This window comes from Secundilactobacillus odoratitofui DSM 19909 = JCM 15043, from assembly GCF_001434895.1.
Taxonomy (GTDB): domain Bacteria; phylum Bacillota; class Bacilli; order Lactobacillales; family Lactobacillaceae; genus Secundilactobacillus; species Secundilactobacillus odoratitofui.
The window spans coordinates 79,392-105,116 of the sequence record NZ_AZEE01000010.1 but is presented as its reverse complement, the minus strand read 5'-3'; the positions used below and the strand labels follow the sequence as shown (position 1 = coordinate 105,116).

The 25,725-nt window shown below is 42.4% G+C and carries 26 protein-coding genes, 2 tRNA genes and 1 other RNA gene; 18 read left to right on the top strand and 11 right to left on the bottom strand.

The window, feature by feature from the left end:
* Positions 1–161: 161 nt before the first annotated feature.
* A complete protein-coding gene (gene glmS, locus FD04_RS01760; protein ID WP_056946526.1) occupies positions 162–1,979 on the top strand; it encodes a glutamine--fructose-6-phosphate transaminase (isomerizing) in 1,818 nt (605 codons plus the stop codon).
* Positions 1,980–2,106: 127 nt separating this feature from the next.
* Here the strand turns inward: glmS and FD04_RS01755 are convergent, their stop codons facing one another.
* The gene (locus FD04_RS01755; protein WP_054701882.1) at positions 2,107–2,733 is read right to left on the bottom strand and encodes a flavin reductase family protein; all 627 of its coding nucleotides are present in this window, start codon (positions 2,731–2,733) and stop codon (positions 2,107–2,109) included.
* 135 nt (positions 2,734–2,868) lie between these two features.
* Here FD04_RS01755 and FD04_RS12670 point away from each other — a divergent pair, with 135 nt between their 5' ends.
* From FD04_RS12670 to FD04_RS01720, 8 genes are all read left to right on the top strand, one after another.
* A complete protein-coding gene (locus FD04_RS12670; protein ID WP_169790166.1) occupies positions 2,869–3,015 on the top strand; it encodes a hypothetical protein in 147 nt (48 codons plus the stop codon).
* Between the two features lie 102 nt (positions 3,016–3,117).
* On the top strand, positions 3,118–3,825 hold the full coding sequence (locus FD04_RS01750) for a glucosamine-6-phosphate deaminase (RefSeq protein ID WP_054701920.1): 708 nt from the start codon (positions 3,118–3,120) through the stop codon (positions 3,823–3,825).
* Between the two features lie 187 nt (positions 3,826–4,012).
* Positions 4,013–5,197 (top strand): glycoside hydrolase family 73 protein, encoded by a 1,185-nt coding sequence (locus FD04_RS01745; RefSeq protein ID WP_054701880.1) that lies wholly within the window; start codon positions 4,013–4,015, stop codon positions 5,195–5,197.
* Positions 5,198–5,391: 194 nt separating this feature from the next.
* Positions 5,392–6,237, top strand: a complete 846-nt coding sequence (locus FD04_RS01740) for a glucosaminidase domain-containing protein (RefSeq protein WP_054701877.1) — start codon at positions 5,392–5,394, stop codon at positions 6,235–6,237.
* A gap of 97 nt (positions 6,238–6,334) precedes the next feature.
* Positions 6,335–7,414: an ABC transporter ATP-binding protein gene (locus FD04_RS01735; RefSeq protein WP_056946523.1), complete on the top strand. Its 1,080-nt coding sequence runs from the start codon at positions 6,335–6,337 to the stop codon at positions 7,412–7,414.
* 504 nt (positions 7,415–7,918) lie between these two features.
* Positions 7,919–8,227, top strand: a complete 309-nt coding sequence (locus FD04_RS01730; RefSeq protein WP_056946522.1) for a hypothetical protein — start codon at positions 7,919–7,921, stop codon at positions 8,225–8,227.
* An 88-nt stretch (positions 8,228–8,315) separates the two neighbouring features.
* Positions 8,316–8,387: transfer RNA gene (locus FD04_RS01725), tRNA-Asn, on the top strand.
* 44 nt (positions 8,388–8,431) lie between these two features.
* A tRNA-Asn gene (locus FD04_RS01720) sits at positions 8,432–8,503 on the top strand.
* A 137-nt stretch (positions 8,504–8,640) separates the two neighbouring features.
* Here FD04_RS01720 and FD04_RS01715 read toward each other — a convergent pair.
* Genes FD04_RS01715 through FD04_RS01700 form a run of 4 tightly spaced genes read right to left on the bottom strand, consistent with a single transcriptional unit; the run spans position 8,641 to position 14,143 of the window.
* On the bottom strand, positions 8,641–9,606 hold the full coding sequence (locus tag FD04_RS01715; protein WP_054701874.1) for a Ppx/GppA family phosphatase: 966 nt from the start codon (positions 9,604–9,606) through the stop codon (positions 8,641–8,643).
* Complete coding sequence (locus tag FD04_RS01710; RefSeq protein WP_056946520.1) at positions 9,606–11,777, bottom strand: RNA degradosome polyphosphate kinase; 2,172 nt, start codon at positions 11,775–11,777, stop codon at positions 9,606–9,608. The genes FD04_RS01715 and FD04_RS01710 overlap by 1 nt, the downstream gene beginning before the upstream one ends.
* The gene (locus FD04_RS01705) at positions 11,774–13,306 is read right to left on the bottom strand and encodes a Ppx/GppA phosphatase family protein (protein WP_056946518.1); all 1,533 of its coding nucleotides are present in this window, start codon (positions 13,304–13,306) and stop codon (positions 11,774–11,776) included. Before FD04_RS01705 ends, FD04_RS01710 begins: the two co-directional genes overlap by 4 nt.
* A gap of 18 nt (positions 13,307–13,324) precedes the next feature.
* Positions 13,325–14,143 (bottom strand): LicD family protein, encoded by an 819-nt coding sequence (locus FD04_RS01700; RefSeq protein WP_054701871.1) that lies wholly within the window; start codon positions 14,141–14,143, stop codon positions 13,325–13,327.
* A gap of 153 nt (positions 14,144–14,296) precedes the next feature.
* Here FD04_RS01700 and FD04_RS01695 point away from each other — a divergent pair, with 153 nt between their 5' ends.
* Complete coding sequence (locus FD04_RS01695) at positions 14,297–14,758, top strand: MarR family winged helix-turn-helix transcriptional regulator (protein ID WP_056946516.1); 462 nt, start codon at positions 14,297–14,299, stop codon at positions 14,756–14,758.
* 69 nt (positions 14,759–14,827) lie between these two features.
* Here FD04_RS01695 and FD04_RS01690 read toward each other — a convergent pair whose 3' ends face one another.
* Positions 14,828–15,256, bottom strand: coding sequence for an OsmC family protein (locus tag FD04_RS01690; RefSeq protein WP_056946514.1), 429 nt, complete (start codon positions 15,254–15,256; stop codon positions 14,828–14,830).
* A gap of 294 nt (positions 15,257–15,550) precedes the next feature.
* On the opposite strand from FD04_RS01690, the gene FD04_RS12405 reads away from it, so the two are divergent.
* Together FD04_RS12405 and FD04_RS01685 are read left to right on the top strand one after the other, a co-directional pair.
* Positions 15,551–15,727 carry a hypothetical protein gene (locus FD04_RS12405; RefSeq protein ID WP_156660379.1) on the top strand — a complete coding sequence of 59 codons (177 nt, stop codon included), beginning with the start codon at positions 15,551–15,553 and terminating at the stop codon, positions 15,725–15,727.
* 198 nt (positions 15,728–15,925) lie between these two features.
* The gene (locus FD04_RS01685) at positions 15,926–16,216 is read left to right on the top strand and encodes a LysR family transcriptional regulator (RefSeq protein ID WP_420806510.1); all 291 of its coding nucleotides are present in this window, start codon (positions 15,926–15,928) and stop codon (positions 16,214–16,216) included.
* 85 nt (positions 16,217–16,301) lie between these two features.
* Here the strand turns inward: FD04_RS01685 and FD04_RS12400 are convergent, their stop codons facing one another.
* The 4 genes from FD04_RS12400 to FD04_RS01670 all read right to left on the bottom strand — a co-directional run bounded on the left by FD04_RS12400 (position 16,302) and on the right by FD04_RS01670 (position 18,866).
* Entirely contained in the window at positions 16,302–16,460 is a 159-nt protein-coding gene (locus tag FD04_RS12400; protein WP_156660378.1) for a hypothetical protein, read from the bottom strand.
* Between the two features lie 304 nt (positions 16,461–16,764).
* Complete coding sequence (locus FD04_RS01680) at positions 16,765–17,121, bottom strand: fluoride efflux transporter FluC (protein WP_054701865.1); 357 nt, start codon at positions 17,119–17,121, stop codon at positions 16,765–16,767.
* Positions 17,118–17,495: a fluoride efflux transporter FluC gene (locus FD04_RS01675; protein ID WP_056946512.1), complete on the bottom strand. Its 378-nt coding sequence runs from the start codon at positions 17,493–17,495 to the stop codon at positions 17,118–17,120. The genes FD04_RS01680 and FD04_RS01675 overlap by 4 nt, the downstream gene beginning before the upstream one ends.
* Positions 17,496–17,675: 180 nt before the next feature.
* Positions 17,676–18,866: a serine hydrolase gene (locus tag FD04_RS01670; protein ID WP_054701859.1), complete on the bottom strand. Its 1,191-nt coding sequence runs from the start codon at positions 18,864–18,866 to the stop codon at positions 17,676–17,678.
* Positions 18,867–19,171: 305 nt separating this feature from the next.
* On the opposite strand from FD04_RS01670, the gene FD04_RS01665 reads away from it, so the two are divergent.
* Together FD04_RS01665 and ssrA are read left to right on the top strand one after the other, a co-directional pair.
* On the top strand, positions 19,172–19,537 hold the full coding sequence (locus FD04_RS01665) for a hypothetical protein (protein WP_235805625.1): 366 nt from the start codon (positions 19,172–19,174) through the stop codon (positions 19,535–19,537).
* 67 nt (positions 19,538–19,604) lie between these two features.
* Positions 19,605–19,977: a transfer-messenger RNA gene (gene ssrA, locus FD04_RS12285) on the top strand.
* A 60-nt stretch (positions 19,978–20,037) separates the two neighbouring features.
* Here the strand turns inward: ssrA and FD04_RS01660 are convergent.
* On the bottom strand, positions 20,038–20,811 hold the full coding sequence (locus FD04_RS01660) for a Cof-type HAD-IIB family hydrolase (RefSeq protein ID WP_056946510.1): 774 nt from the start codon (positions 20,809–20,811) through the stop codon (positions 20,038–20,040).
* A 268-nt stretch (positions 20,812–21,079) separates the two neighbouring features.
* Between FD04_RS01660 and FD04_RS01655 the strand changes: the two genes are divergently transcribed.
* The 4 genes from FD04_RS01655 (at position 21,080) to FD04_RS01640 (ending at position 25,711) form a co-directional block, all read left to right on the top strand.
* The gene (locus tag FD04_RS01655; RefSeq protein WP_056946508.1) at positions 21,080–21,823 is read left to right on the top strand and encodes a response regulator transcription factor; all 744 of its coding nucleotides are present in this window, start codon (positions 21,080–21,082) and stop codon (positions 21,821–21,823) included.
* Positions 21,820–23,280, top strand: coding sequence for a sensor histidine kinase (locus tag FD04_RS01650; RefSeq protein WP_056946506.1), 1,461 nt, complete (start codon positions 21,820–21,822; stop codon positions 23,278–23,280). Before FD04_RS01655 ends, FD04_RS01650 begins: the two co-directional genes overlap by 4 nt.
* A 153-nt stretch (positions 23,281–23,433) precedes the next feature.
* On the top strand, positions 23,434–24,288 hold the full coding sequence (locus FD04_RS01645) for a GRP family sugar transporter (RefSeq protein WP_056946504.1): 855 nt from the start codon (positions 23,434–23,436) through the stop codon (positions 24,286–24,288).
* A 76-nt stretch (positions 24,289–24,364) separates the two neighbouring features.
* Positions 24,365–25,711 carry a glucose-6-phosphate isomerase gene (locus FD04_RS01640; RefSeq protein ID WP_056946502.1) on the top strand — a complete coding sequence of 449 codons (1,347 nt, stop codon included), beginning with the start codon at positions 24,365–24,367 and terminating at the stop codon, positions 25,709–25,711.
* Positions 25,712–25,725: the final 14 nt, after the last annotated feature.

The window sequence follows — 25,725 nt, the reverse complement described above, 5'->3', positions numbered from 1 at the left end:
CCGAATTGAATTTTTAAGTATTTTTATATCTATACCACTTCAAAACGATAATGTTGACATGATGACGTAAAGGCTGTAAAGTATACATGTTCAAATAATTTAAGAGACTAATTATGTCTATACCAATTTTAAAAATAATGAAAATCAGAGGATGAAAGCATATGTGTGGAATTGTTGGTGTTACGGGTAGCGATAACGCGGTAAAGATTTTACTTGATGGGTTACAAAAACTTGAATATCGTGGCTACGATTCTGCTGGTATCTATGTCAATGACCAGGATGGGCAAGATTACTTAGTCAAAGAAAAGGGTCGAATCACTGACTTACGTCGCGAGATTGGTTCTGACGTTCACGGGTCTACAGGTATCGGGCATACCCGTTGGGCAACTCACGGGGTTGTGAGTGTCGCCAATGCGCACCCCCAAGTATCACAAGACAACCGGTTCTACCTTGTTCACAACGGTGTGATCGATAACTTCCAAGAAATTAAAAGTGATTACTTAAGCGACGTACCATTTACCAGTCAAACTGACACAGAAGTCGTGGTTCAGTTGGTTGACAAACTCGCCGTTGAAGAAGGCTTGAACGCCCATGATGCATTTGTGAAGGCACTCAGTTTACTCAAGGGTTCTTCATACGCATTCTTATTAATGGATCGTGAAGACCCCGATACCCTTTACGTTGCCAAAAACAAGAGCCCATTGTTAGTTGGTGTGGGTGATGGTTTCAACGTGGTTTGCTCCGATGCACTCGCCATGTTACGAGAGACGCATGATTTTCTAGAATTGATGGATGGCGAAGTTGTGACCATTAAACCAAACGAAGTTCGAATTGAAGATCGTGATGGTAACACGGTGGAACGGGATACATTCCACGTGGATATGGATGCCGATGAGACTGATAAGGGAACTTACCCATTCTACATGCTTAAAGAAATTGATGAACAGCCAAATGTGATGCGTAAACTAGCTCAGGTGTATTTGTCAGAAACTGGCGAACCAGTCATTAGCGATAAGCTTTTGAATGCCATGAAGCAGGCTGATCGAATCTACATCGTTGGTGCCGGGACAAGTTATCACGCGGGTTTAGTCGGCAAGCGCTTATTTGAAAGCCTGACACAAACACCAACTGAAGTTCATATTTCATCGGAGTTTGCCTATGAACAGCCGATTTTATCAAAGAAACCATTCTTCATTTTTCTGTCTCAAAGTGGTGAAACGGCTGATAGTCGTGAGGTGTTGGTCAATGTTAACGCCGCTAATTATGAAAGCTTGACCATTACCAATGTTCAAAATTCAACGTTATCTCGTGAGGCAACATATACGTTGTTACTCCACGCTGGTCCTGAGATTGCGGTTGCATCAACCAAAGCTTATACGGCTCAAATTGCAATTGAAGCCATTTTGGCAAAAGCCCTTGGTGAATCGGACAATCAAATCGTGGCACAACGGTTTGATGTGCGCCATCAATTAGGCTTAGTAGCTACTGGTATTCAAGCCATCGTGGATGAAAAAGCGAAACTCGAAACTCTCGCAAAGAGTGCTTTCTTAAATACACCGAATGCCTTTTACATTGGTCGTAGTCTTGACTGGAGTGTTTCACTTGAAGCAGCCTTGAAACTCAAAGAAATTTCCTATGTACAAGCTGAAGGCTTTGCGTCAGGTGAATTAAAGCATGGTACGATTGCGTTGATTGAAGATGGAACCCCAGTCATTGGTATCATCACACAAGCTAAGACAGCGGGATTGACTCGTTCTAACTTGCAAGAGACCATGGCGCGTGGCGCAAAGATCATCACCATTGTAACTGAGAGTCTTGCAAAGGACGGTGATGATATTATTTTGCCAGACGTTGATGAATTAATGACACCGCTATTGAGCGTTGTACCAACCCAACTTCTAGCTTATTACACCAGTTTACACAAGGGCTTAGATGTCGATAAGCCACGTAACTTGGCAAAGAGTGTGACCGTTGAATAATGTTTTCCATTTTTGGTTGATAGTTAAATGACTTTACAAATAATAGTGCCGTATATCCCTGCACCATTTGGAGCTGGAATATACGGCACTATTTCATTTTGAAAGCTTTGAATGATTAATGATGACACTATTTTGGCCGTTGCAAGTTAAACGTATGATCAATTTGGCCATACGTTGGACCGGCAAGCCGTGCCAGTGGGTTAAAGATCCTAGCGTCTACGTGGAACTGTTTCGGATCCAAAACATCCTCTTTAAAGTAAAAATCAGTAATTTTTAAGATAAATAAATCACCCTGGATGCGACCATGATCATCAGTTATCGGCACGTATTGATACAGCTCCGTTTCGAAGCGAATTTTAGGAAGTGCTAAGGCAGGCACACTGATGGTTTGACTCGGAATAGTGGCCAGATGTTGTTGTGTCACTTCACTTTGGTCAGCTGGCAGAGTGGCTGCAGTTTGGTTCATTTCTCGGGCTAAATCAGCATCTACGAGGTGAACAACAGCTTCTTCACGGGCTAGTATGTTGGCAGCTGTATCTTTTGGTTCAAAATTAGTCTGGCGACCGATTGCTAAGCTGAGTAAGGGTGTGTCGCTTGGCATTGACGAGAAGTAACTAAAGGGCGCCGCATTCACGATGGTTGCATCGTCCTTGTTAAGGGTTGTCACCCAGGCAATCGGTCTTGGAACAAGACTACCCGAAATGAGTTTATAACGCTGTGACGCTGTGAGAGATTGACTGGTAAAATGATACATGACGGACCTCCAATCGTAAAATTAGTCCTATTATAGCGCAACCCATCAGCCAGCATAAGGCCGGAGATTGAACAAATCGTTAGACGCATTTGTCAATTGGTGATAGAATCGCTCGAGAAAGAAGGCAATTAAAACATGAAATTTACTAAGAAACGAACTGAAAATAAACGGGCCGCTGAAAAGCGGGATGCGACCTGGGAAAAATTTAAGACACAGCAAAACACCCTTGCTGCTAACAAGCGCGGTGATCGGCAACATTCACAACGGCGGTCAAAATATTAAAGAAATCGAGTCGTTCACTTGCAATATTGGTCTAGATAGATTATTATTGGACTATACCAACAAAGGGAGTGGCGAAGCATGTCAGAGTCTACTAAAGCAAAAATGAATGTGATTGTCGTGAAGGATCGTGAACAAGGCGGTCAAAAAGGGTTTCAGGTATTTCAAACTGCCTACCAAAATGGTGCCAAAGTCTTTGGCTTGGCAACTGGGAGCACACCAGTGACGACTTATGAAGCCTTAACGAAGAGTGATCTTGATTTTAGCCAAATGACGTCTGTTAACTTAGACGAATACGTTGGCTTAGCGCCAGATCATCCACAAAGTTACCATTACTTTATGCAAAAGCACCTGTTTGATCAAAAACCATTCGCACAATCGTTTGTGCCAGATGGGCTAAATGACGATGCTGAAGCCGAAATGGCACGCTATGATCAAATTATTGCGGATAATCCAATTGACCTACAAATTTTAGGACTTGGCCAAAATGGTCATATTGGGTTTAACGAACCAGGTACTGATCCAGCAGTAGGCACGCATAAAGTGAAGTTAACTGAATCGACGATCAAGGCCAACGCTCGTTTCTTCGACAATGAAGATGAAGTGCCACGTTACGCTTATTCAATGGGCATTGCATCAATCATGACCAGCAAGCACATCTTACTTGAAGCATATGGCGCTGAAAAAGCGGCTGCGGTCAAGGCAATGATTGAGGGGCCTGTTACGACCGATGTTCCAGCCAGCTTCCTTCAAAATCATGAGCAAGTCACAGTGATTATTGATGAAGCTGCAGCAAGTCAATTAACCAAATAACGCCAAATGACATGATTTAAGGCATGAGAGGAAGAGCGGTTGAGCCGTTCTTCTTTTTTTACCAATTCACCTGATACTGCCAGCGGGTTTGTCTCGAATGAAAATGTAATGCTTTTGTCGTTGAAGCGCTGGCCGTTTCTCTCTATAATGAAAGTAAATTCATAGGACTTGAGGGGGATTATCACGCATGCGAAAAAACTGGATACTAGGGCTAGCAACGGTTGGCCTTGTAGCGTGTGGCCTGTCAAATGGGCAAGCGACCAAGGTTGACGCGAGTGCTACGACGACGCAGTTTATCAGTACAATGTCGTCACCAGTTCAAAGCGTCGCCAATCAGTATAAATTGTACCCATCCGTGATGATGGCACAAGCGGCGTTGGAAAGTGGTTGGGGGACTAGTCAATTATCAACTTCCGCTAATAATTATTTTGGCATCAAAGGCAGTTATAATGGGGCGTCAGTTTCAATGACGACTGCTGAATATAATTCGAATGGGCAACTGTACTACACACAGGCGAATTTTAAAAAATATCCAAGTATAGCAGCTTCCATGACGGACAACGCACAATTGTTACGAAACGGGACGGCTTGGAACCCGAGTTACTATTCAGGCACTTGGCGAGAAAACGCGGCTACGTATCAGGATGCAGCCAATGCATTGACTGGTACTTATGCCACTGCGCCAACGTATGGTGCGTCTTTAATTAATTTAATCAGCACATATCATTTTGATTCGCTGGATTCAGCAACGAATACTTCATCCGCTGCGTCCTCATCGTCGGCGACTTCGACGACCACCAAGCCAACGACAACGACTAAGCCGACAACGTCAACGACTAAATCCAATAAAATCACGTACTACACAGGTGCCGATGGTCAGACTGCCACGCTTGGTAGTAAATATCGTCATTATGCGATTTATAACCACGTGAAGGGTAGCGCTTATAAGACAACTAAGTATAGTTGGGCCAAAGTCGGGGGCTGGACTGGTCGTCCGGTTTGGATCGATGGTCGCGCACGCAAGTCTGCTACTGCAACGAACTGGTACCGGGTTCGGTTTAGCAAACAGACCACTGCAAAAAAATACTGGGTTTATTCTAAAACCTTGAGTATTCCAAAGACGAGTTATGCGAGCGTCAAGAAAACCGCAACGCTTAACACGACCAGTTATCCGGTCTATAATCACGTGTTTAATTCATCGTATCTCGCCAAGCAACTGACAACGACCAAGGCTCTCGATAAGTCAAAAGCGGTGACTGTTGACAATAAAGCGACCCACGTTCAAAACGGCGTCACAACCACCTGGTATCGAATCCATATTGGCACCACTACGGGTTGGGTCAATTCAAATGCAATTTCAAAATTAAGTTAGTGAAGTGGGCCGATAGGTAGTTGACCCTTTGTGACACCCCCGTCAGGTGATTTTATAATCACTGCAACGGGGGTGTTTGTGAAACTGATGACTAAAGATTAAGTTTTTGATTGATTAACGGCCGTGCGCTTGTAGAATTATTAAAAACCGGTATAATAGTCTCGGCTTAGTATAATAGAATGGAGAGAGACCGGATGAGATTATGGAAACAACTTACATTAACGTTCATTGGGATATTGTCGATTGGTATGACAGCTCAAGTTGCACACGCCGACACCCATACTGCGTTTATTAATCAGATGAGTACACCGGTAATGAAAGTTAGTCGACAGTACCATCTCTACGGTTCTGTCATGATGGCACAGGCCGCGTTAGAGAGTGATTGGGGCACCAGTCAACTCTCTACCGAAGCGAATAATTACTTCGGTGTGAAGGGTAATTACAACGGTCAGTATGTCTCGATGACTACTGCAGAGGCTAATACAAGCGGTTCTATGTATAATACATTGGCTCAGTTTAAGGCTTATCCTTCTATTCAAGCTTCACTGAATGATTACGCCAAGGTCCTGCGCGATGGGACGACTTGGAATCCATTCTTGTATCAAGGGGCGTGGCGTGAAAATGCCGGTTCATACATGGCTGCAACGGCGATTGTCGCGCAAAATTACGCGACGGATACCGATTACGCCAATAAACTGAATAAGATTATTGCCCAGTATGATTTACACGACCGCTTTGATCGGTCGACGGCAAGTAGCACGGATGCTGATACCAGTACGAAATTAACACCGGGTGTGAGTTACACGGCTTACTCTGGCTCAGCAACCATCAAACCGGGAACGATTCGGTTCTACAAGAGCATCCCAACAGCCAACGCAAAGGCCAAATATGTGAAAACCGCACAGTTAGCAAATCAAAAGGTCAAAGTGTTATCACGTGGTATCTTGACACAAAAGCAGACGATTTGGTACCAAATCAGAAGTGGTTCGGCCACCGGTTGGGTTCAAATCACTGATCTTCTAGGGTTGAAGATCAACTAGTTCACCACAATGGGGTCGTGTCATTCACAATTTTTTGATATAATGACCTGCGTGGTTTTAACTCAGATATGAAATAAGATGTTAGGAAGAATTTAAAATGGCAACTGATTATAAAATCAAGGTTCAAAATGTCACGAAGGAATATGATTTATTCAAAACACAGTCCGAAAAATTAAGGGCCTTCTTTGCAATCAACCAAAAACCAGTACCACATTTCTGGTCGTTAATGGGCATTTCACTAGACATTAAGCCCGGTGAAACCCTTGGCTTGATTGGCGTTAATGGTTCTGGTAAATCAACGTTATCAAATATCATTTCCGGCATTATCCCACAAACGACTGGGGTAGTGGATGTTCGAGGAGACACTTCAATTATTGCGATTGGTGCCGGTTTACGAGGCAATTTAAGTGGTTTGGAAAATATCCGTTTGAAGGCACTGATGCAAGGCTTGACGAATGAAGAAATCGATCAGCTAATGGATGATATTGTCAGCTTTGCGGATATTGGTGATTTCCTATACCAGCCAGTTAAGAGCTACTCAAGTGGGATGAAGTCACGATTGGGCTTCTCCATCGCGGTTCACGTTAATCCTGACATTTTGATCATCGATGAAGCCCTTTCGGTTGGTGACGATACCTTCTATCAAAAATGTGTGGATAAAATTTCTGAGTTCAAGGCCGAAGGTAAAACGATTATCTTCGTGAGCCATTCGCTTAAACAAATCGAAATGCTCTGTGATCGAGTTGCGTGGATTCACTATGGTACTTTGAAAGAAGTTGGCGAAACGGCGCCAATCGTCAAAGATTATCGGGCATTCGTGAAGTGGTTCAAAGGCCTTGATAAAAAACAAAAAAAGCAGTTTCAACGAAAAATGAAGGAAGCTCAAAAAGCGTTTGACATTGATGCTTATCAAGCTTCAGTGGTTGAAGAGCGTCAGAAACAATCGCCCGATGAGAAAAATGTTGCTGCTAAAGTAAAAAAGGACTTTTATGGTTCGGTCATCAGTGAAAAAATGTCCTTACGGAGTCGGATTCTGACCTGGGTTGTCCTGCTTGCCTTCGTGATGGTTTGTTGGGTAAATATCTCTGGTCACTCATTGACTGAAGTGTTGAGTGATCCAACGAGTTTAGTACAACCGACGTCTCACGTTGATAAAACCGGTAGTTTAAATAAATAACCTAAAATGAGTTTTTGATTATAAAATGTGGACACTTCTAATTTTAAGTGTTATTCTTTAATTAACCATTTATTTACCACCTATGAGTCAATGCGACGAATAGGGACATCTCTCATTTAATGGTGATGCATTAGATGTATAGCGACTTCATTACTTCGTAATGGGGTCGCTTTTATTAGTTAAAAATGAATAAGAATGAAATTATTTGATTAGATGTTGACAGCGCTTACATTATACGTTATAGTATTTCTTGTAAGGTATGAATAATTACCTTCTAATCAATTCTCTTTCTCTCTTATGCCGCCACTATCTTGGATAGTGGCTTTTTTGTGCGGTGATACTAAGTGAGCGGCTGATTGCTGATCTGAGAACAGTGCAAGTCGTGTGACCGATGTAAATCAAAATCAGACACTGCATTGCTTGACACTTATTTTTGTCAGGAAATCATGGACTGTGCTACAATAGCTGAGTTGAGGTTTTGATTGAAAATGGGAGTGTGAAAACGTGAAGAGTCATGAAGTGTTAACACTAATTGAAGAGATTACCCGGTTGGACGGGACCAAATATATGGAGATCAGCAACATGGTCCAAAACGGTCGGGCTGAGTTGGCAGCCGAACGCGGTTATATTAAACAAGTTCGAATCTTACAACTGAATATTCCACATTCTCCTCACGTAGAGGCCTATGAAAACTACGTTAATACGAATTATGAGATGCCGACTGAACAGATGGATCACTTCGATGAGTGGGAAAAGCCAGCCAAAATTCAGCATGAAGTGGACATGATTTTGAAGGAAAACCATATTGGTTAATGAAAACCAATCGACTCGTTTTCAATTCTTAAGAAAGTATTTGCAAGTCAACGAATATTATGGTATAAATATTACATGATGTTTTGATTGCCCCGTAGTTCAGCGGTAGAATAATTGACTGTTAATCAAGAGGTCGCTGGTTCGATCCCAGCCGGGGCAGTTACATGACTATTTTGTTACTTTTTTCATGTGAGTCATTCACATTGCCCCGTAGTTCAGCGGTAGAATAATTGACTGTTAATCAAGAGGTCGCTGGTTCGATCCCAGCCGGGGCAGTCAGATGCATGTACATAAGTTAATCAAAAACACCAAGCAACCATTACCGGTTACTTGGTGTTTTTGAGTTGTCGGTTAGCTGACACGACTAACTGCTGATTTGTAGTTGGTTCTGATGTCCCAATTGTTTAAATTGGTTAGTCATCAAATGAAAGATTCGATTTAGCATGGACGTTTTGAATACGTTGTTCTTTTAAATGTTCAAACAAGATGCCTTCACGCAGGCCACTATTGGAGAATGTGATGTGGTCTGAATCCAAGTAACGCATAAGTAAGGTCAGTGGAATCAACCCACCAACAATAATATCGGCGCGGTCTTTGCTAAGCCCGGGAATTGCTTTACGGGCAGCCAAATCGTTTGCCACGATGCGGGCAAAGGTATCATCGACGGAGTGACGACTTAACCGGTAGCCGTGCACATTTTCAAAATCTAGCAGGTTATTAAACCGACGATTGATTTTGGCCATTGTCCGATTACTGCCACCTAACCCAATAACGGGGAGGTTGAGGCCGTTTCGCAACCACCAGATATTGTTATAGACGTCATTAACAAATGTCATGGCTTTGAATAAGTCGGCAGCTGGAATCACATCGTCTGGTAAGTATGACTGGGTCAAATTGACACTGCCAATTGGAATACTGATGAGATGACTCATTGCACCATTCTGGACCAAAATAATCTCTGAACTGGCACCACCCGTATCCAAAATAACCGCATTCGTTGCAGGTAGCGTTTCGCTGACACCCAAATAGTCATAGTAGGCTTCCATGGTCCCAGGTAAGACTTCAAGTTTGATACCAAGCAGATTTTCAACTTGCTTCAAGAACTTTTTCTGGTTAGTTGCTTGCCTGGTGGCGGCGGTTGCTACGGCTTTGAGATGGACATTTTCAAGCTTGGAGTAGACGTCTTTAAAGGACTGCAACGCTTTGAGCGTGCGTTCAATGGCTTCGGGTTGCAGGACTTTTTCCGGTCCCATGTTTTCAGATAAACGAACATATTCTTTCATTTGGGTTACGGTCGAGTAAGTGCCATCATTGTCAATTTGAGTAATGGTCATTCGGGCCGAGTTAGAACCTAGGTCAATTACGGCAAAATTTTCCATTAGTCAGTCTCACTCCCATCATCATAGTTTAGTGGATTTGGCTGATTTTGAGGGCTTAACATCGGTTGAAATTCAGTTGGTGTCTTGGCTTCAGCTTCGGCTTGATCCCGTTGGCCATGCAAGGTTGCTGCTTCAGCGAAGGCTGCCTGGGCCTCAAGTGGTGTTAGGCCCCGACGGTCGACATGTTTAAACGTATTATCAGCCTGTAGTACGCGGGTCTTAACATTGTCTTCCCACATCGTATCATAAATGCGATCAACGCGTTCAACTAAGTCCGGTTGAAGGATTGGGAACAAGAGCTCAACCCGACGATTCAAGTTTCGGGTCATTAAATCTGCACTGGATAGGTAGATACTGCGGTGGCCATCAAAATCAAACGTATAAATTCGACTGTGCTCCAAAAATCGACCAACGATTGAGTGAACGGTGATATTATCGCTGATGCCTGGAATACCCACCTTTAAGCAACAAATTCCCCGAATGATCAGCCGAATTTTAACACCTGCGTGTGACGCCTTGTAGAGGTGTGCAATCATTTTTTGATCGGATAATGAGTTCATTTTCATTTTAATCAGCACAGGCTTGCCCTTTTTGGCTAATTCAATCGCTTGATCAAGTTTGTCGTAAATGAAATCACGGATACCATTGGGACTAATGTGTAATTGATGGAAATAGGGGGGCTTAGAGTAACCTGACAGCATGTTAAAGATATTCGTCGCGTCAATCCCCATATCGTTATTTACGGTAAATAATCCCATGTCGGTATAGAAATGGGCCGTGACGTCGTTGTAATTACCGGTACCCATGTGCATGTAGCGTCTGATACCACCTTGTTCTCGTCTGACAACCAGTGACAGTTTGCTGTGGGTCTTAAGTCCAATCAGCCCATAAATCACGTGGCAGCCCATTTTTTCCAGTTGTTTGGCCCAGTGAACGTTATTTTGTTCATCAAATCGGGCTTTGACTTCAACTAAAACGGTTACTTGTTTACCGTTTTGAGCTGCGCGACCCAGGTATCGAATGATGGGTGAGTCACCAGACACACGGTAAAGGGTCATCTTGATAGCTAATGTATCCGGATCAGTTGCCGCCTGACGAATGAATTCAACAACTGGGTCGAATTTATCGTAGGGATGCTGCATCAACCAATCGTGGTCACGAATGGCCGCAAAAATATCGTGATTATGGTCAAGTTCGCTTGGCTGATAGGCTGAAAACTTAGGGTACTTTAAATCATCATGATTAATGACTTGGCTGGTTAACTTACTTAAAAAGGTGAGGTCTACCGGTCCGTTAGTTTCATAAACGGCAAAGTCGGGTGTATTTAGTTCCTTGTTGAGGCGTTTGAGCAGTTTCTTACTGATGGTGTTTTCAACTTCTAACCGAATGACACTCCCATGTTCACGAAGTTTGAGCTGTTGTTGAACGTCTTTGAGTAAGTTTGAAGTATCTTCTTCTGCCACATCTAAGTCCATATCCCGAATAACACGGAAGACGACGCTCTCTTTGACTTGATAGTTAATAAACAATTGACCAACAAAGCTCTTAATGATTTCTTCCAGCAAGATAAAGGCGTTGTCTTCTTCAGGAAGACGCACCACTCGTGGAAATACATCCGGAATTTGCAAGGTTGCGTACAGGTGGCCACTGCCCTCGACCGGTGTAAGTTGAATAGCGAGATTTAGTGTGTCGTTGGCAATAAATGGGAATGGCCGTGAACTATCATCTGCCATAGGTGTTAATACGGGGTAAAGTTCGTCGTGAAAGTATCCCTTAATAAACTGAAACTGACCGGGTGTCAAATCAGCGCGTGATTTCAGGTGAATATTCACCTGGTCGATAGCGGGAATCAATGACCGATTAAGCGTGGTATACTGTTTGATCAACATGTCATGTGCGCGATCGTTTACTGCGTGGAGTTGCTGTTCGGCTGTCATACCAGAGGCGTCGGGCTTCGGATAATTAACCGCTGCGAGTTTTGCTAACGAAGCCACCCGCACCATGAAGAATTCATCCAAGTTACTTTGTGTGATACTCAAGAACTTTAAACGCTCCAAAAGGGGATTGGCTTTATCACGTGATTCTTCTAGAACCCGGTCGTTAAAATCAATCCAGCTCAGTTCCCGGTTCGTAAAGTAATTGGGATCGTTATAGTTTCGTTTATCACTCATTTTGAAGTCACACTCCTTTGTTTAAGTCTCGGGTTAAGGCCAAAGGTTTCCTTAAAGAACTGACTCTTGAAGGAAAATTCCCAGTTTTCAAATGATAAATTATCATTACTGAAAACTGTGATCACGAGTTCATGAGGTTTAGTCGAGACTGAGATTCGCTGAATTTTTTGTTGGCGATCATCATCTAAGGCGTCAGCTAACCTTAAAATAGCGGCCAATTTTGCAACCAGTAGTCGTTCAGCTGTATCAAGCTTGCGGAAGTGACTCAGGTCTTCACTTGGGGTGGTCGTACTATGATATCGCGTAATAGCAGCAATCAATTGACGTTCGTGGACGGATAAACCGATGATACTCGTATGTTGAATAATGTAATCAGAATGCAGATAATGTTCGTGAGTATCAACGTAGGCGCCGACATCATGCAGAATTGCGGCCACTTGAAGTAAGAGACGGTCACGATTAGACAATTGATGAATTGGCTTCAATTGATCAAAAAGATGCAGTGCGAATTTGGTGACGAGTCGCTGATGGATTGGCTCGACCTTGTAATGGTTAGCCATGGTTTCAGCGGCTGTAACAGTTTGGATTGAGAAATCATACTTGCTATAGCCAGCCTTAACGGATGCGTTCGTTGCGAGTCCGTCCAACACGGTATTGTGTGAAAAGTGAAGCGCTTTAGCTGAAGTTAAACGCATCAACTTACGTAAGAGTAATAGTTCGGGCAAAAGTAGTGGAATTTCAGCCTCTTTAACGTTGTATTGGTCCATTAAAAATTGGTCTGAAGCGTCCACCACTCGGTCAAACAGGGTGTCGAATTCTGAGGCGGATAGGGTATTTCGGTGTTCATTTTCTAACGTTAGATGGCTTAAAGGCATTGAGCCGAGTAAGATAATCTCGCTTGGTCCGCTAACTGCTTCTTGGGGTTGCAGCTGCGAGTAATCGGCTAATTTACTATCAATATAGTCGCGGAGCACTTCAACGGAATTGGGGGCACTTTGCCTTAAACTTTGTAAATCTTCGGCAATTCGTACTGGTCCCAATGAATAATGAGATGAGTAAACAAATGAAAGTTGATTAAATTGCGTAATCGTGGTGTTACCAGAATTAATTCCAATTAAATAAATCAAGTCAGATTCAGGGCTATTTTTAGCCTCTTGCAAATCAACTAAAACCGCTTGATTTCGGTAGTAGGTCTCTTCACTGATTGATAACCAGTTTAATTTAATGCCAGTTCGTAAAAAGACCTGATCCGAAATAAAATCAGCGTTAAGTGCGCGTGAAAGTGCTTCACTGCCCCAAAGTTGGTAGTCCGAGATTTGGTAATCATTTAGAATTTGCAAAAAGCCACGAAGGGCTGATGTCATCTGATTGACTAAATCAAAGTGAATGGGTTGATGTTGATACAAATCATCACCAACTGGCAGTTCTTTGTGGACGCGTTCGATTGGTTTGAGCGTTTTCAAATCTACGATGAGTAGTTCTAGTCCTTGAACTGTGATGATCATGGTCCCAAAGTAATGAGTTGCCATATTATCGCCTCCGTAACGTCATTGTTGAAATACTTGGTTATCCATGATAAGCCGGCTGATGTGTTTTTCAGTCTGTTGGTGTTCAGGCGGTAGGGTCATATAATCGCCATACATTCGGGTTAAAATGGCATCATAATTTGCCGGGATCTTGACCTGAATACTGGCTTCAAAAGGCACCTGGATCAAGTCTGTAGATTCTTTGGTAGTCAAGATTTCCCGGTCATACGCATACTGTGATGCAAGGTTTTTGAGGTTCGTAAAGTGTTCTTGTTCGTACTGACGCATGACCTGTTCACGCTGTTGTTTGAGGTCGTTCAAATTCGCTAACTTTGCGGGCGTTGGATCGGCTTTGAAGTGCCGCAACGGTGTCTCAATAAGGCTGTAGCCGGCTTTCAGGATGATCCAACTATCCAGGAGCTTGAAGTCTGTCATTTGACTACGGCGTAAAGCGGGGTCGTCTGGTATCTGATCGAACGGAAAGATATCAATAAATACACCTTTACGCGCATCGTTGACGTTTCCCTTTTCTTCGATGTAAGTATGTCGATCCAATAATTTCATGTAGCTAAAACCGTAGTTTGAGTCTGAATAAGCCGTTTGTAAAAAGTAGTGATCACCACGTAATAGTGCTGGCGCGTATTTTGCAAATTGTTCGTAGTCATTTCTGGTCATCCCGATGTCCATATCATCATCCCAAGGAATAAATCCCTTATGACGAACAGCGCCTAACAGTGAACCACCAATGAGAAAATAATTTAAAGATAATTGGTCACATACCGAGATGAATTTTGTTAAATTTCCTAATTCAATTCGGTGAAGTCGTTGAATAAAATTGATATGCCTCGCCTCCTGTATTCTCTGTTGCTCCCAACTTAATTTTACTCTCTTTTGGGTTGCGATTAAACGGGATGTCTTATATCATTGATGTAGTAATTCTATTGATTCGATGATAGAATCTTAAGAGAAAAGTTATAAGTTAGGGGAATATATATGAAACGATCGCAATTGCTTGATGAATACATCGATGTCTACATCAAATCGCTGAAGTATCTGGATTCGTTCGTCTCTGAACCAGCGATGAAGTACAACTTGTCGTTTGAGCAGTATCTTATCTTGCATGACATTGCCCAAAAGACCAATGTAACCCTTGCTCGAATTGCGGATACTCGTGGTGTGACGCGAAGTGCCATTTCACGTCAGATCAAGGTGTTGCTGAAGTTAGATTATATCTATCAGCAACGTGACGAAAAAGATCATCGACGTCAATATCTACATTTGACACCACGAGGCCGTCAAATTGAAGAAATTTTGGCTAGAGTTGCGACCGACCGATTTGGTAGTTGGATCGATATTTTTGGGGAAGATAAAGCAGTCTCCTTACTGGAATTTATTCGGGAGTTCAGTGATGCTGCTAAACTTGAAAATAACGGTCGAATTAACGAAAAAAAATAATGAATTGAAAATAAAAGCATCGTTTGAGCGACGGGGATATCCGGGTTCAAATGATGCTTTTTGGTGCAGTTAGTCATTAAATTGGTCAACCACTTCAATCGTATAATTACCGCTGTTGCTGAGTAATTTTGAAACCGGGCATCGTTTCTCGGCTTGACGTACAAAATCAACAGCCTGACTATGCGTAATATGTGGAATTGCAATTTTAGCAGTTACTAGAAATTCAAGGCCTTCCGTACCTTTAACCATGCTGACATGTACGCGAACCTCCGCCAAGTGAGGCAGACCGTTCTCTTTTTCAATTGCTTCTAACGTGGCTGCCATACACGTGCTGAGTGAAAGTCCAAGTAGTTGTTCAGGATTAGCGCCCGGTTCATCGTTGAGTGGATCACTGACGGCAACGGTTAAACCGTTGGGAACGAAAGCGACGCCCTTCAGGCCATCCCGATTAATTGCTTCGGTTTCATATTTATGGAGATAGTGTTTGTCATTAGTCATCTGATCGTGCTCCTTTTTGAAACTAGTGTAGTTGATTCGTCTCAAAAGTGCAACGTTGATTGATAAACTATACCAATTAAGGAATATTATAACAAATTCAAATTTAGGTTGTTTGCCAAATCAAGCTTATCTCGGACTATATCACACGTGGTATTACCGATTGTTTGAATTTGTGAACAATTTTAAAAATTAGTGCATCTGCACATAAAATAGCTAGACTAATATTGAAAAGTGAGCTATAATGAAATCGTTGTCAAGTGATTTGTTGTGTTCAAGGACTTTGGAGGAAGAAGTATGAACGTGATTAACTTTTCTGGGCATCCAGTTGTACAGACTGGGCTAGTTAACCAGTTGATTCAGTCTAGTGAACGAATTGATGCCGAAACCATCAAGCATTTCCGGTCGATGGTACAATCCTATGATGAGCTGTTTGGGGTACAGCTCGATAATCATCACTCATCACGTCCGTAGTGTTGTGTGGCATAACGTACCACATTGCGTTAATTCAACAATCATTAATATGTCGTCGTTAAAGTTAAGCGCATGGTTTGCTACGGGATGGTAACCATGCGTTTTTTTGTGCCTCATGTTTCCATTGTCAAATTCAGTCCAGGACTTGCGAGAAGTTAGACATGCGTGGTTTAATAAAGACAAAGCGTCATGTTGTTGATGGAGGGAGAGATTGATTTGTTCAAGGCAATGGTGGTTTTGCATGATGGCGACGACTATATTCGAATGAATAAGGTTTATTTTGAAACGATGCCGGTTGCGGGTCAATATATGATCCACTCCGATGGCCTAGCATACGTGGTTGAAGAAGTGACCACCTTTGCTGGGTACGTCAGCAGCAAAGGGGCAACGACAATTTTGGTCGTGCATCAAGCACCTAAGGATGCTGCGGTCAATCAGTTATATGGCATTGATATTGAGCGCGACTTGGATGATCCGGAAGCTGACTAAGACGGCATAATTTGAGATACAGTGATTTAAAAAGCCCCTGATGACAATCATCAGGGGCTTTTTGTGGCAGATATTTTTAATGTAATTAGACAAATTGATTTGATTTAAGGTCGACGCCGTATGCATGGGCTTGAACGTAGCTGCGTTCTGCGGGATCAAGGATTAGGATGTCTTTAGTTGTAAGTGGTCGGGTATGATCGTAGTCAAAGTGAGTTTGAGGTGTGGCTAATAATTGTTCTTTCATTTTTAACACTTCCTTGATTTGAGAATGTCATTATTATACACAGTTATACTCAAAAAAGCGACTAAAAAATACGATTTTTTTGATATTCATACGCAGACTATTCACTGTAACCGGTTTAGGTACTGATATACCTTGTATTCTTTTCTCGGAAATCTTCAGTATATACATTTTGATGAATAATTAAATTTTGGTGTGATTTTGATTTGGATGGCTGGTTGAATTGAGTCATTCCAATTAGGAATAGCAAAATTGTTAATAACAACACGAAAATTTCGACGATGACTTGTTTCATTTAGACCACCTCTCAGGCTAGCCAGTAACAGAGTGCGGCTAGGCCAATGCCACCAATTACAGAAAGACACAGATATCGAATTGCAAGATGAGTTCGGGTTTTAAATAAAATGATCGTTTCGTTCGTAAAGGTTGAAAAGGTTGTGAAGCCTCCGAGCAGACCACTACTAAGCAACCAGGACAAACTAGTTGAAGAGTAGTGGCCAGCAAGCAAGCCAAGGGCACTTGCACCAATCCAGTTAATGAATAAGGTTGCGACTGGTATTTTAACGTCAGGAAGAAGTCGGTTGGTTACTTGTGTGAGACCAAATCGGAGGCAAGCACCAACCGCACCGAACAAACAAATCAAAAGGGCAGTCGTGATTGTCATTGCTGGTGCCTCCTGATTAACCGGTGACTCAGCTTGACGCCAAGATAGGCAGCAGACAAACCAAGACTAACACTGAGTAGACAGTAGCATAACGCCCAAAACGGACTAGACTGACCGAGTTGAACGGCATCAAGGCAAAAAGTTGAAAATGTCGTAAAACTACCAATAAGGCCAACAGTCAGTCCCGTTAGAAGTTCACTTGGAATTGGCATCACAATTGGCAGCGCGTTAGTAATAACTGCCAGTAAAAATGATCCGGTGATGTTGATCAATATCAGCGTAAAATAATGATGAGATGGCGAAATCTGGGTCATACCAAGGCGAATGGCACTGCCGATGAAGCCGAACCCAAAGACGGCAAGAAAACGTTTCACTGTGAACACTCCTTTTAGCAGTATCTTTTTAGTTTAGCAGAATTTTTACGGTTAGGCGGACAAAACACAAATTTGGTTAGTGAGACTTTTTTTCTATTCGCTGTCACTAAAGAAAATAACCGATTAAAGTCAGCCAGTCAGGCAACTTTAATCGGTTATTTTCTTTAGTGATAAATTCAACTAGATTAAATTTAGCGCATAAACGTGATTCATCAGTGAGCGAGTTTCTGTAAATTCATCTTCGTCATGCAGAACAACGGTGATTAAGCGATGATGACCAGTCTTTTGACCGGTACCAACGAAGCAATATCCTGCAAGGTCGGTATAACCGGTTTTTAAGCCATCAACCTTAAGTGAAGATTGATAGTATTTACGACCAGGTAACAAATTGTTGTAGTTGTAACAACTTTGACCAGCGACAGTCAACGTTGGCTTACTGCTATCGGTCAGTACTGAAGGATAGTCGGTGATGAGATGTTTTGCAATCAAGGCGACATCCTTGGCTGAGACTAAGTTAGCGTTGCCACCACTGACGGCGTAACCATATCCACGAAGGGCCGACTGCTCAATTCCGGATGCTGAAACGAAGCTAGCGTTATCGAGCTGCCATTTCTTGGCTTGGGCATTCATTAATTTAATGAACTTGGTATTGTAAGATGGCGTTGAACCACCCGCAACCCATTGACCAAGCGCAGTGGCAGCGTTATTTGAAGAATCAATCAGGGCAGCTTGGTAAAGTTGCTTAACAGTGTAACTGTTTTTGGTAAATTTGAAACCACCATAAACACTGGAAGCGCCCATTGTTTTTAGTCCTGAATAAGACGTGTTAACTTTGGAATTCCAAGTAGCAGAATTGCCAGCCACTTTTTGTTCAACTAAGTAGAGTGTCATGAGCTTTGAAACACTAGCAATGGCGCGCGGGGTATTTGCTGACTTGGACCAAAGAACTTTATCGGTTGAAGCATCCAATGCCACCGCTGCTTTGGCGTACTTTAAGCCAAAGGGTGTCTTACCCTTGGTTAAGTAACTATGCCAAATGTAGCCAGAAACGGTACCAGCACCATTTTTGACGGCGTAGTAGATGGCCTTCGTTGAACCGTGCTTTAGAACGACACGTTTCGTGACATACCAAGTGGTGTTGGGGTAGCTACTAAGTTTCGCTAACTTTTTGGTGTGCGCAAGGTTATAAACGGCTCCTTTTGAAGATGCGCGGTGATAGGCCGTTTTTGAAACGGTTGTGCTGCTGACGACGCTGTAGCTAGCAGCTGATGCTGTGGTTTGGTTAAACGACATGATACATAGCAGCCCTAGTGCAAGGGTCGCAAGCATCATTGTTAGACGTGTGATACGTGAAGATGATGAATTGGTCATAATTGCCTCCTATAACTTATATCTCCCAAAATAGCATGTGTGGGCTCGTTAAACAACCGACTCTCGTAATTTGTAATTAAACTGTGTACGACCAGTCATTTGATTGTAATCGTCGTGTTATTTAACCAGAAAGCATAACTTGCAGTATCGTGAGTTAGACAATTGACGAAGTTTTGTTGACAAAGTCGATAAAAATTATTACTCTGAGTCATAGGTGCAATTTTACAATGACGTAGCGAGCTTTCAGGACCTTATTCAAGTAACAGTAAGGTTTGTTTCACATTTTTTTGGTAAGAAGGGATATCATGTCAAAATTACCAACGTATAACACACAGCAATGGGCAGAAGCTCGGGATGCAGTTATGCAGGAGTATCAAGATTATGTCAAAGAGTTACACGAACAAGGGGTTGACTTCACCATAAAAAATGCCCGTAAGTTGTTAATTTTTCAAGACTTAATTGATGAATGGCAGCACCATTTACCAACGGTCATTTCGGATTTAGAAGAAAATGGTTTTGCTCTGAGCGTGTTTGACGAACTTAAAAAGCGTAAAAAGAGTACCTTATTAGAACGGGCGTATCAAAACATGTCATCGTGGTCAAACTTTAATCCATTGGCAATCACACTTTGGCTAGAATTATCAGAAGATGAGGCTATCACTGAGTATTAGTGTTTTTACTACAGCGTTTGGCTTTCTAAGTTATCTTGAATATGCTAAACTAGAAGCTGTAGTTTTTGGGGTCGTTATGGATTCGACAGGTATAGGTTGAATTCAGGCTGCGTTTCGTAGCGAGAATCTACGTAAAAAGTCTCACCTAAATTTTTAACTGCAAATAACAGTTCAAAATCTCTTGCATTAGCTGCCTAATAAGCGCTAAGTAAGGATCCGCCTGACTTCGCCCATGGGTCAGATACGGGTCTTAAATTAAGTGGGCTTACGCAGTAAATTCCCATCTGAAGTTTACTGAAGAGACTAATCAGGTTAGTTGATCATGTTTGGCCCTGACAGGCGGCGAATTGATCGGCGAAATTTAAATTGTCTGGCTATAAGCGTAGAGGTTTGGATGGCAATATGCTTGGACGCGGGTTCGACTCCCGCCGACTCCATTAAATCATACAAAAGCGGCTGTAATCATTTTGATTACAGCCGCTTTTGTATTCGTAATAGCATCAAATTAAATGGTAGTGTTTTAACCCATTAACGATACCATGGTCAGTATTGGCCGTCGTGACGAATTCAGCCGCCTGTTTAACGGTATCCAGGCCGTTTGCCATGGCAATTGCGTGATCCACGGTTTGAAACATTGGTAAGTCATTGTTCCCATCGCCAAAGGCATAAGTTGGTATATTTTGGTAATCGGCGAGAGCCAATAAGTGTTGAATGCCAGCCTGCTTGGAACTGTCTGGCGCAACAACGTCAATACTATAAGGTGTTTGACGATAAAAGGCCAACTCACCTTTGAATGCCCGTTGGTATAAGGCATCGTGTTCTGGTGTTGTTAAAATAAGCATCATATGAACCGGATAGAGATGCCAAAACGTTGGATCAATAATCGGTATCGGGCTATTAATATAGTGGTAAGTTTTTTTAACCGTATCAGTCATCTGATTGATGCGGTCGGCGTTTTGGTTTAAGACTGCGTAGGCGTCGTGATTGTCCGCAATTAGTTTCGTTAAACGCCCTATAACGTCTTTTGAGAGCGCGGCCGTATGAACGGGTTTACCATTCGCAACGACGTATGATCCGTTAGCAGAAACTAACGTATCGATTTGAGTCTGTTGAATAACGGTGCGTATTTCAAAAATATTGCGACCAGTGGCGATCACTGGCAAGATATCATTGGCTTTGAGCTGTTGAACTGCTGCGATGACTTCCTCATCCAACTTGGTTTGAGCGTTTAAGAGTGTGCCATCTAAATCAAAGAATACAATTGCTTTAACCATTTGAAAAACACCTTTCTCATTTCTAATCTGAGTTGATTGTAGCACAGTTAAGGCCGTTGCGATGTGGAAGCCGTGAGATCAAAAAATAAATCTAGGTTTTACACCACAATAGGGGTTCGAGTATAATGGTAGTCGGATAAACTAATGGTAATAATGAGATGGACTGACTTGTATAACCAGTGTTGGTATAGAGTGCACACAAGTCAGATTATAATTCTGGAAAAGAGGACCTGAGCGATTGGTTCAGGTCAGCTAACGGGGGCAAATAATGAAACTTTTGATGATTGAAGATAATAAATCCGTTTCTGAAATGATGCAGATGTTTTTTAAAAAAGAGGCTTGGGATGCCCACTTTGCCTACGATGGCATTGGGGCGGTTAAAATGTTTAACGAAAGTCCTGACACTTGGGATATGATCACCTTGGATTTAAACTTACCTGGTATGGATGGCATGCAGGTGAGTGCTGAGATTCGAAAATCGTCGCCGACTGTGCCGATTATTATGCTGACTGCGCGAGATTCAGAAAGTGATCAGGTTCTTGGCTTGGAAATGGGCGCGGATGATTATGTAACCAAGCCGTTCAGTCCTATCACGCTGATTGCAAGAATTAAGGCTTTGGATCGGCGGGCTAAGATCGGTGGTAAAATCACGGATCATGAACCAATGGTGGCTCCGGTGGTCAAGGAAGAAGATCGGTTTGACATTGACACTGGTAAGTTTAAGTTAAACAGTAAAACTCGGGAGGCTTATCTAAACGAAAAACAAATCATGGATCTAACACCCAAGGAATTCGATTTGTTGAAAACTTTAGCACAAAAGCCTCGTCAGGTGTTTTCACGTGAGCAATTATTACAGTTGGTGTGGGATTATGAATACTACGGTGATGAACGGACTGTTGACGCCCACATTAAAAAATTGCGGCAAAAAATTGAAAAGGTTGGCCCACAAATTATTCAGACCGTTTGGGGGGTTGGCTACAAATTCGACGATACGGGAGTTGGTAAATCATGAGACTGGTTTACCAGCAATTATTAGCTTTTTTGGCGGTAATTGCCTCCGTTTTGTTGCTACTGGGATTGTCATTTAGCAGCATGACCAAGGAATACGTCTACCAAAATACGTGGGCGAGTCTGGAAAAGTACGCCAATAGTTTGGTAGAACAATCCATCCGGGTATCTTCAACCAATCCTGATAAGGTGACGTTTGACTCGGAGTCGCTGCTGAATAGTGAAGTACTGTTGCGCAACCAATCCGTCCACTTTACGATTTATAATCGCGAAAATACGGCCATTTTTCCAGATAATGTTTATACTTCAAAAATTAGCAAAAGTGATTGGCAAAAATTACGCGCGGGTAAAATCGTGCAAAAGGTATCGGACTCACAGCTTAAAACCACTTCCGGGCAAGCAGAACCGGCCATGACAGACGTGTTAAAACCTTATTTTTACACGGATAAGAATAACCAAAAGCATTTAGTGGCAGTCGTTAAAGTGGGGGCCTTTATTTCTAACATTAATTCTAATATTGCCAAGATCAACGCTAACCTTACTAAGGCCTTATTGGTTGCTAGTGTGGTTGCATTGCTGTTAGCCTACTTTATCTCCCGTTACCTAACGTTGCGGATCAATCGCTTGCGAAAAGCGACGAACCAAGTGGCCAGTGGTAATTATGATGTGCAATTAACCAGCAAAAATCGTGACGAAATTGATGATTTGATTAATGACTTCAATAATATGGCATTGTCTTTGCAGGAATCAAAAGCCGAGATTCAACGACAAGAGGAACGGCGACGTGCGTTCATGGCGGATGCGGCTCATGAAATGAGAACGCCATTGACGACCATCAACGGCTTGCTTGAAGGCCTGGCTTATGACGCCATTCCAGAAGAGAGTAAGGCACAAAGTATCGACTTGATGCGTAACGAAACCAACCGATTGATACGCTTAGTTAACGAAAATTTGGACTACGAAAAAATTCGCAACAATCAGATTACGTTGACGAAGCAGCGGTTTAATGCACTAGAAACTTTGCAGCGCATTGCCGAACAGCTCCATCAAAAAGCCGAAGCCTCACACGATGTACTAAAGGTTTCGGGGGCACCCACCATCGAAGTTTATGCGGACTACGATCGATTTGTTCAGATCATGTTTAATATCACTCAAAATGCAATTCAATTTACTGATGAGGGTGAAATTAATATTCTGGTTGAACGTGGGTATCGCGAAACAATCTTCAAGGTCGTTGATACTGGGATTGGCATGACCAAGGAACAGCTTGCCAACATCTGGGAGCGGTTTTACAAGGCGGATCCTTCCAGAACCAACACCAAGTATGGTGAATCAGGCTTAGGCCTGGCGATTGTGCATCAACTCGTATTACTTCACAATGGTAAGATTGAGGTGACCAGCAAAACCGGTAAGGGAACTACCTTTACCATTATTTTTCCAGATGAACCAGCCGCTCAGTAGTGAGCACCACCTTAAAAAAATATTTAGAAAAAAAGGATTTTTTAAATAATCCTTTTTTTTTCGGTCGTTTTCTAGTAAACTATAAAAGATGAAAGATAATAAAAGCGCTTTCAAAAAATATTAAAGCGTGTAAGAGAGAACGGAGTGAATTTCATGGTTGTGCTTATGGCATTGATCCCCGCAATTTGTTGGGGGAGTATCGGATTAATTAGTGGTAAATTAGGTGGAACATCATATCAACAAACCCTCGGGATGACTGTTGGTGCTTTGTTATTTGGTATCTTCAGTGTTGTCTATTTCCATCCTCAATTGACCAGCCTCGTTTGGATGGTCGGAATTGCGTCAGGTCTTTTTTGGTCAGTGGGTCAATTCCAACAATTTCAATCAATGAAGGCAGTTGGTATTTCAGTCACAGTGCCAGTTTCAACGGGCTTGCAGCTTATCTGCAGTACGTTGGCCGGTGTCTTTTTGTTTCACGAGTGGACCACTAGTAAGATGCTCTTTTTGGGTAGTTTAGCCATGATCATTTTGATTGCTGGGATTGTTTTCACGTCATTACGTGACAAGAGTGGCAGTGTTGGCCGGACAAGCTATAACATGAGTGCCGGTGTTCGTGCGTTGATCTTCTCAACCATCGGCTACACACTTTACACGGTGATTGTGAATGCTTCTGGTGTTGATTCTAAAGCCGTTTTATTCCCTCAATCAATTGGGATGGTAATTGGTGCCTTGCTTTTTGCTGCGCGCAACCATCCGTTTGGGACACCAATGGTGAAAAACATTGGGACTGGTCTTGTTTGGGGTGTTGGTAACTTCTTCATGTTCATGTCGATTCCAGCCGTTGGTTTGGCCATCAGTTACTCATTAGCTCAAAGCGGGATCATTATCTCAACTTTCGGTAGTATCTTATTGTTAGGTGAACACAAAACTCGTCGTGAGATGGTGTACATCACCATCGGTTCTATTTTAGTTATTGCCGGTAGTGTCATTTTAGGATTATTAAAATAATTTGGTATAGTCCATTCATTTTTGGGTGAAAATCGGGTATAATGTAGATGATCTTAAAAAAAGTGAGGTAAGTTAAATGGCACACATTTCCTTCGACGCTTCAAAACTTGATAAGTTTGTCCACGACAATGAATTAGGTGAGATGCAAGCGTTAGTAAATGCAGCAGACGAAGAATTAAGAAAGGGAACCGGTGCCGGGAGCGATTTCCGGGATTGGTTAGCCTTACCAAAGGACTATGACAAGGAAGAATTTGCTCGAATTAAGGCAGCAGCAAAGCAAATTCAGTCAGATTCTAAGGTACTCGTTGTGATTGGAATCGGTGGTTCATACTTGGGTGCCAAGATGGCCGTTGATTTCTTACATGAAACATTCTTTAACTACTTACCAGATGACCAACGTGAATTCCCACAGATTTTGTTTGCTGGGAACTCAATCAGTCCATCATACGTCACCGATTTAATTAAATTAATCGGCGACCGTGATTTTTCTGTCAACGTGATTTCGAAGTCCGGGACCACCACTGAACCATCGATTGCCTTTCGGATCTTCAAACAATTATTGGTTAAGAAGTACGGTGAAGCGGGCGCCAAGGCTCGTATCTACGCCACAACTGATAAAAAGCGTGGCGCATTGAAGCAAGAAGCTGATGCAGCGGGTTACGAAACCTTTGTCATTCCAGATGGTGTTGGTGGTCGTTACTCGGTATTGACCGCTGTTGGTTTATTACCAATTGCTGCTTCAGGTGCTGACATTGATCAATTAATGTCTGGTGCGGCTGATGCGATGGACGCCTATACTGATCCTGATTTGACCAAGAACGAAGCGTACCAGTATGCTGCTTATCGTAATATTTTATACCGTAAGGGCTATACAACTGAGTTATTAGAGAACTACGAACCAAATCTGCAATACTTTGCAGAATGGTGGAAGCAACTAATGGGTGAATCTGAAGGTAAAAACGAAAAAGGGATTTACCCTTCATCAGCTAATTTCTCAACTGATTTACACTCCTTAGGTCAATATATTCAAGAGGGGTTACGGAACTTAATGGAAACTGTTATTTTCATTGATAAGCCTAACCATGATGTTGACATTCCTAAGGAAGCTGAGAACTTGGATGGTCTTCAGTATCTTGAAGGTGAGACCATGCACTTCGCTAACACGAAGGCCTTCCAAGGTGTGACTCTAGCGCATACCGATGGAAACGTCCCTAACATGAGTGTTCACATTCCTGATCAGTCAGCTTACACACTCGGTTACTTGATTTACTTCTTTGAAATCGCTGTTTCAATTTCTGGTTACTTGAATGGGATCAACCCATTCAACCAACCAGGTGTTGAAGCCTATAAAACCAACATGTTTGCCTTGTTAGGTAAGCCTGGTTTTGAAGAACTTGGTAAAGAATTAAACGAACGGCTTTAAACTGAAGTTACACA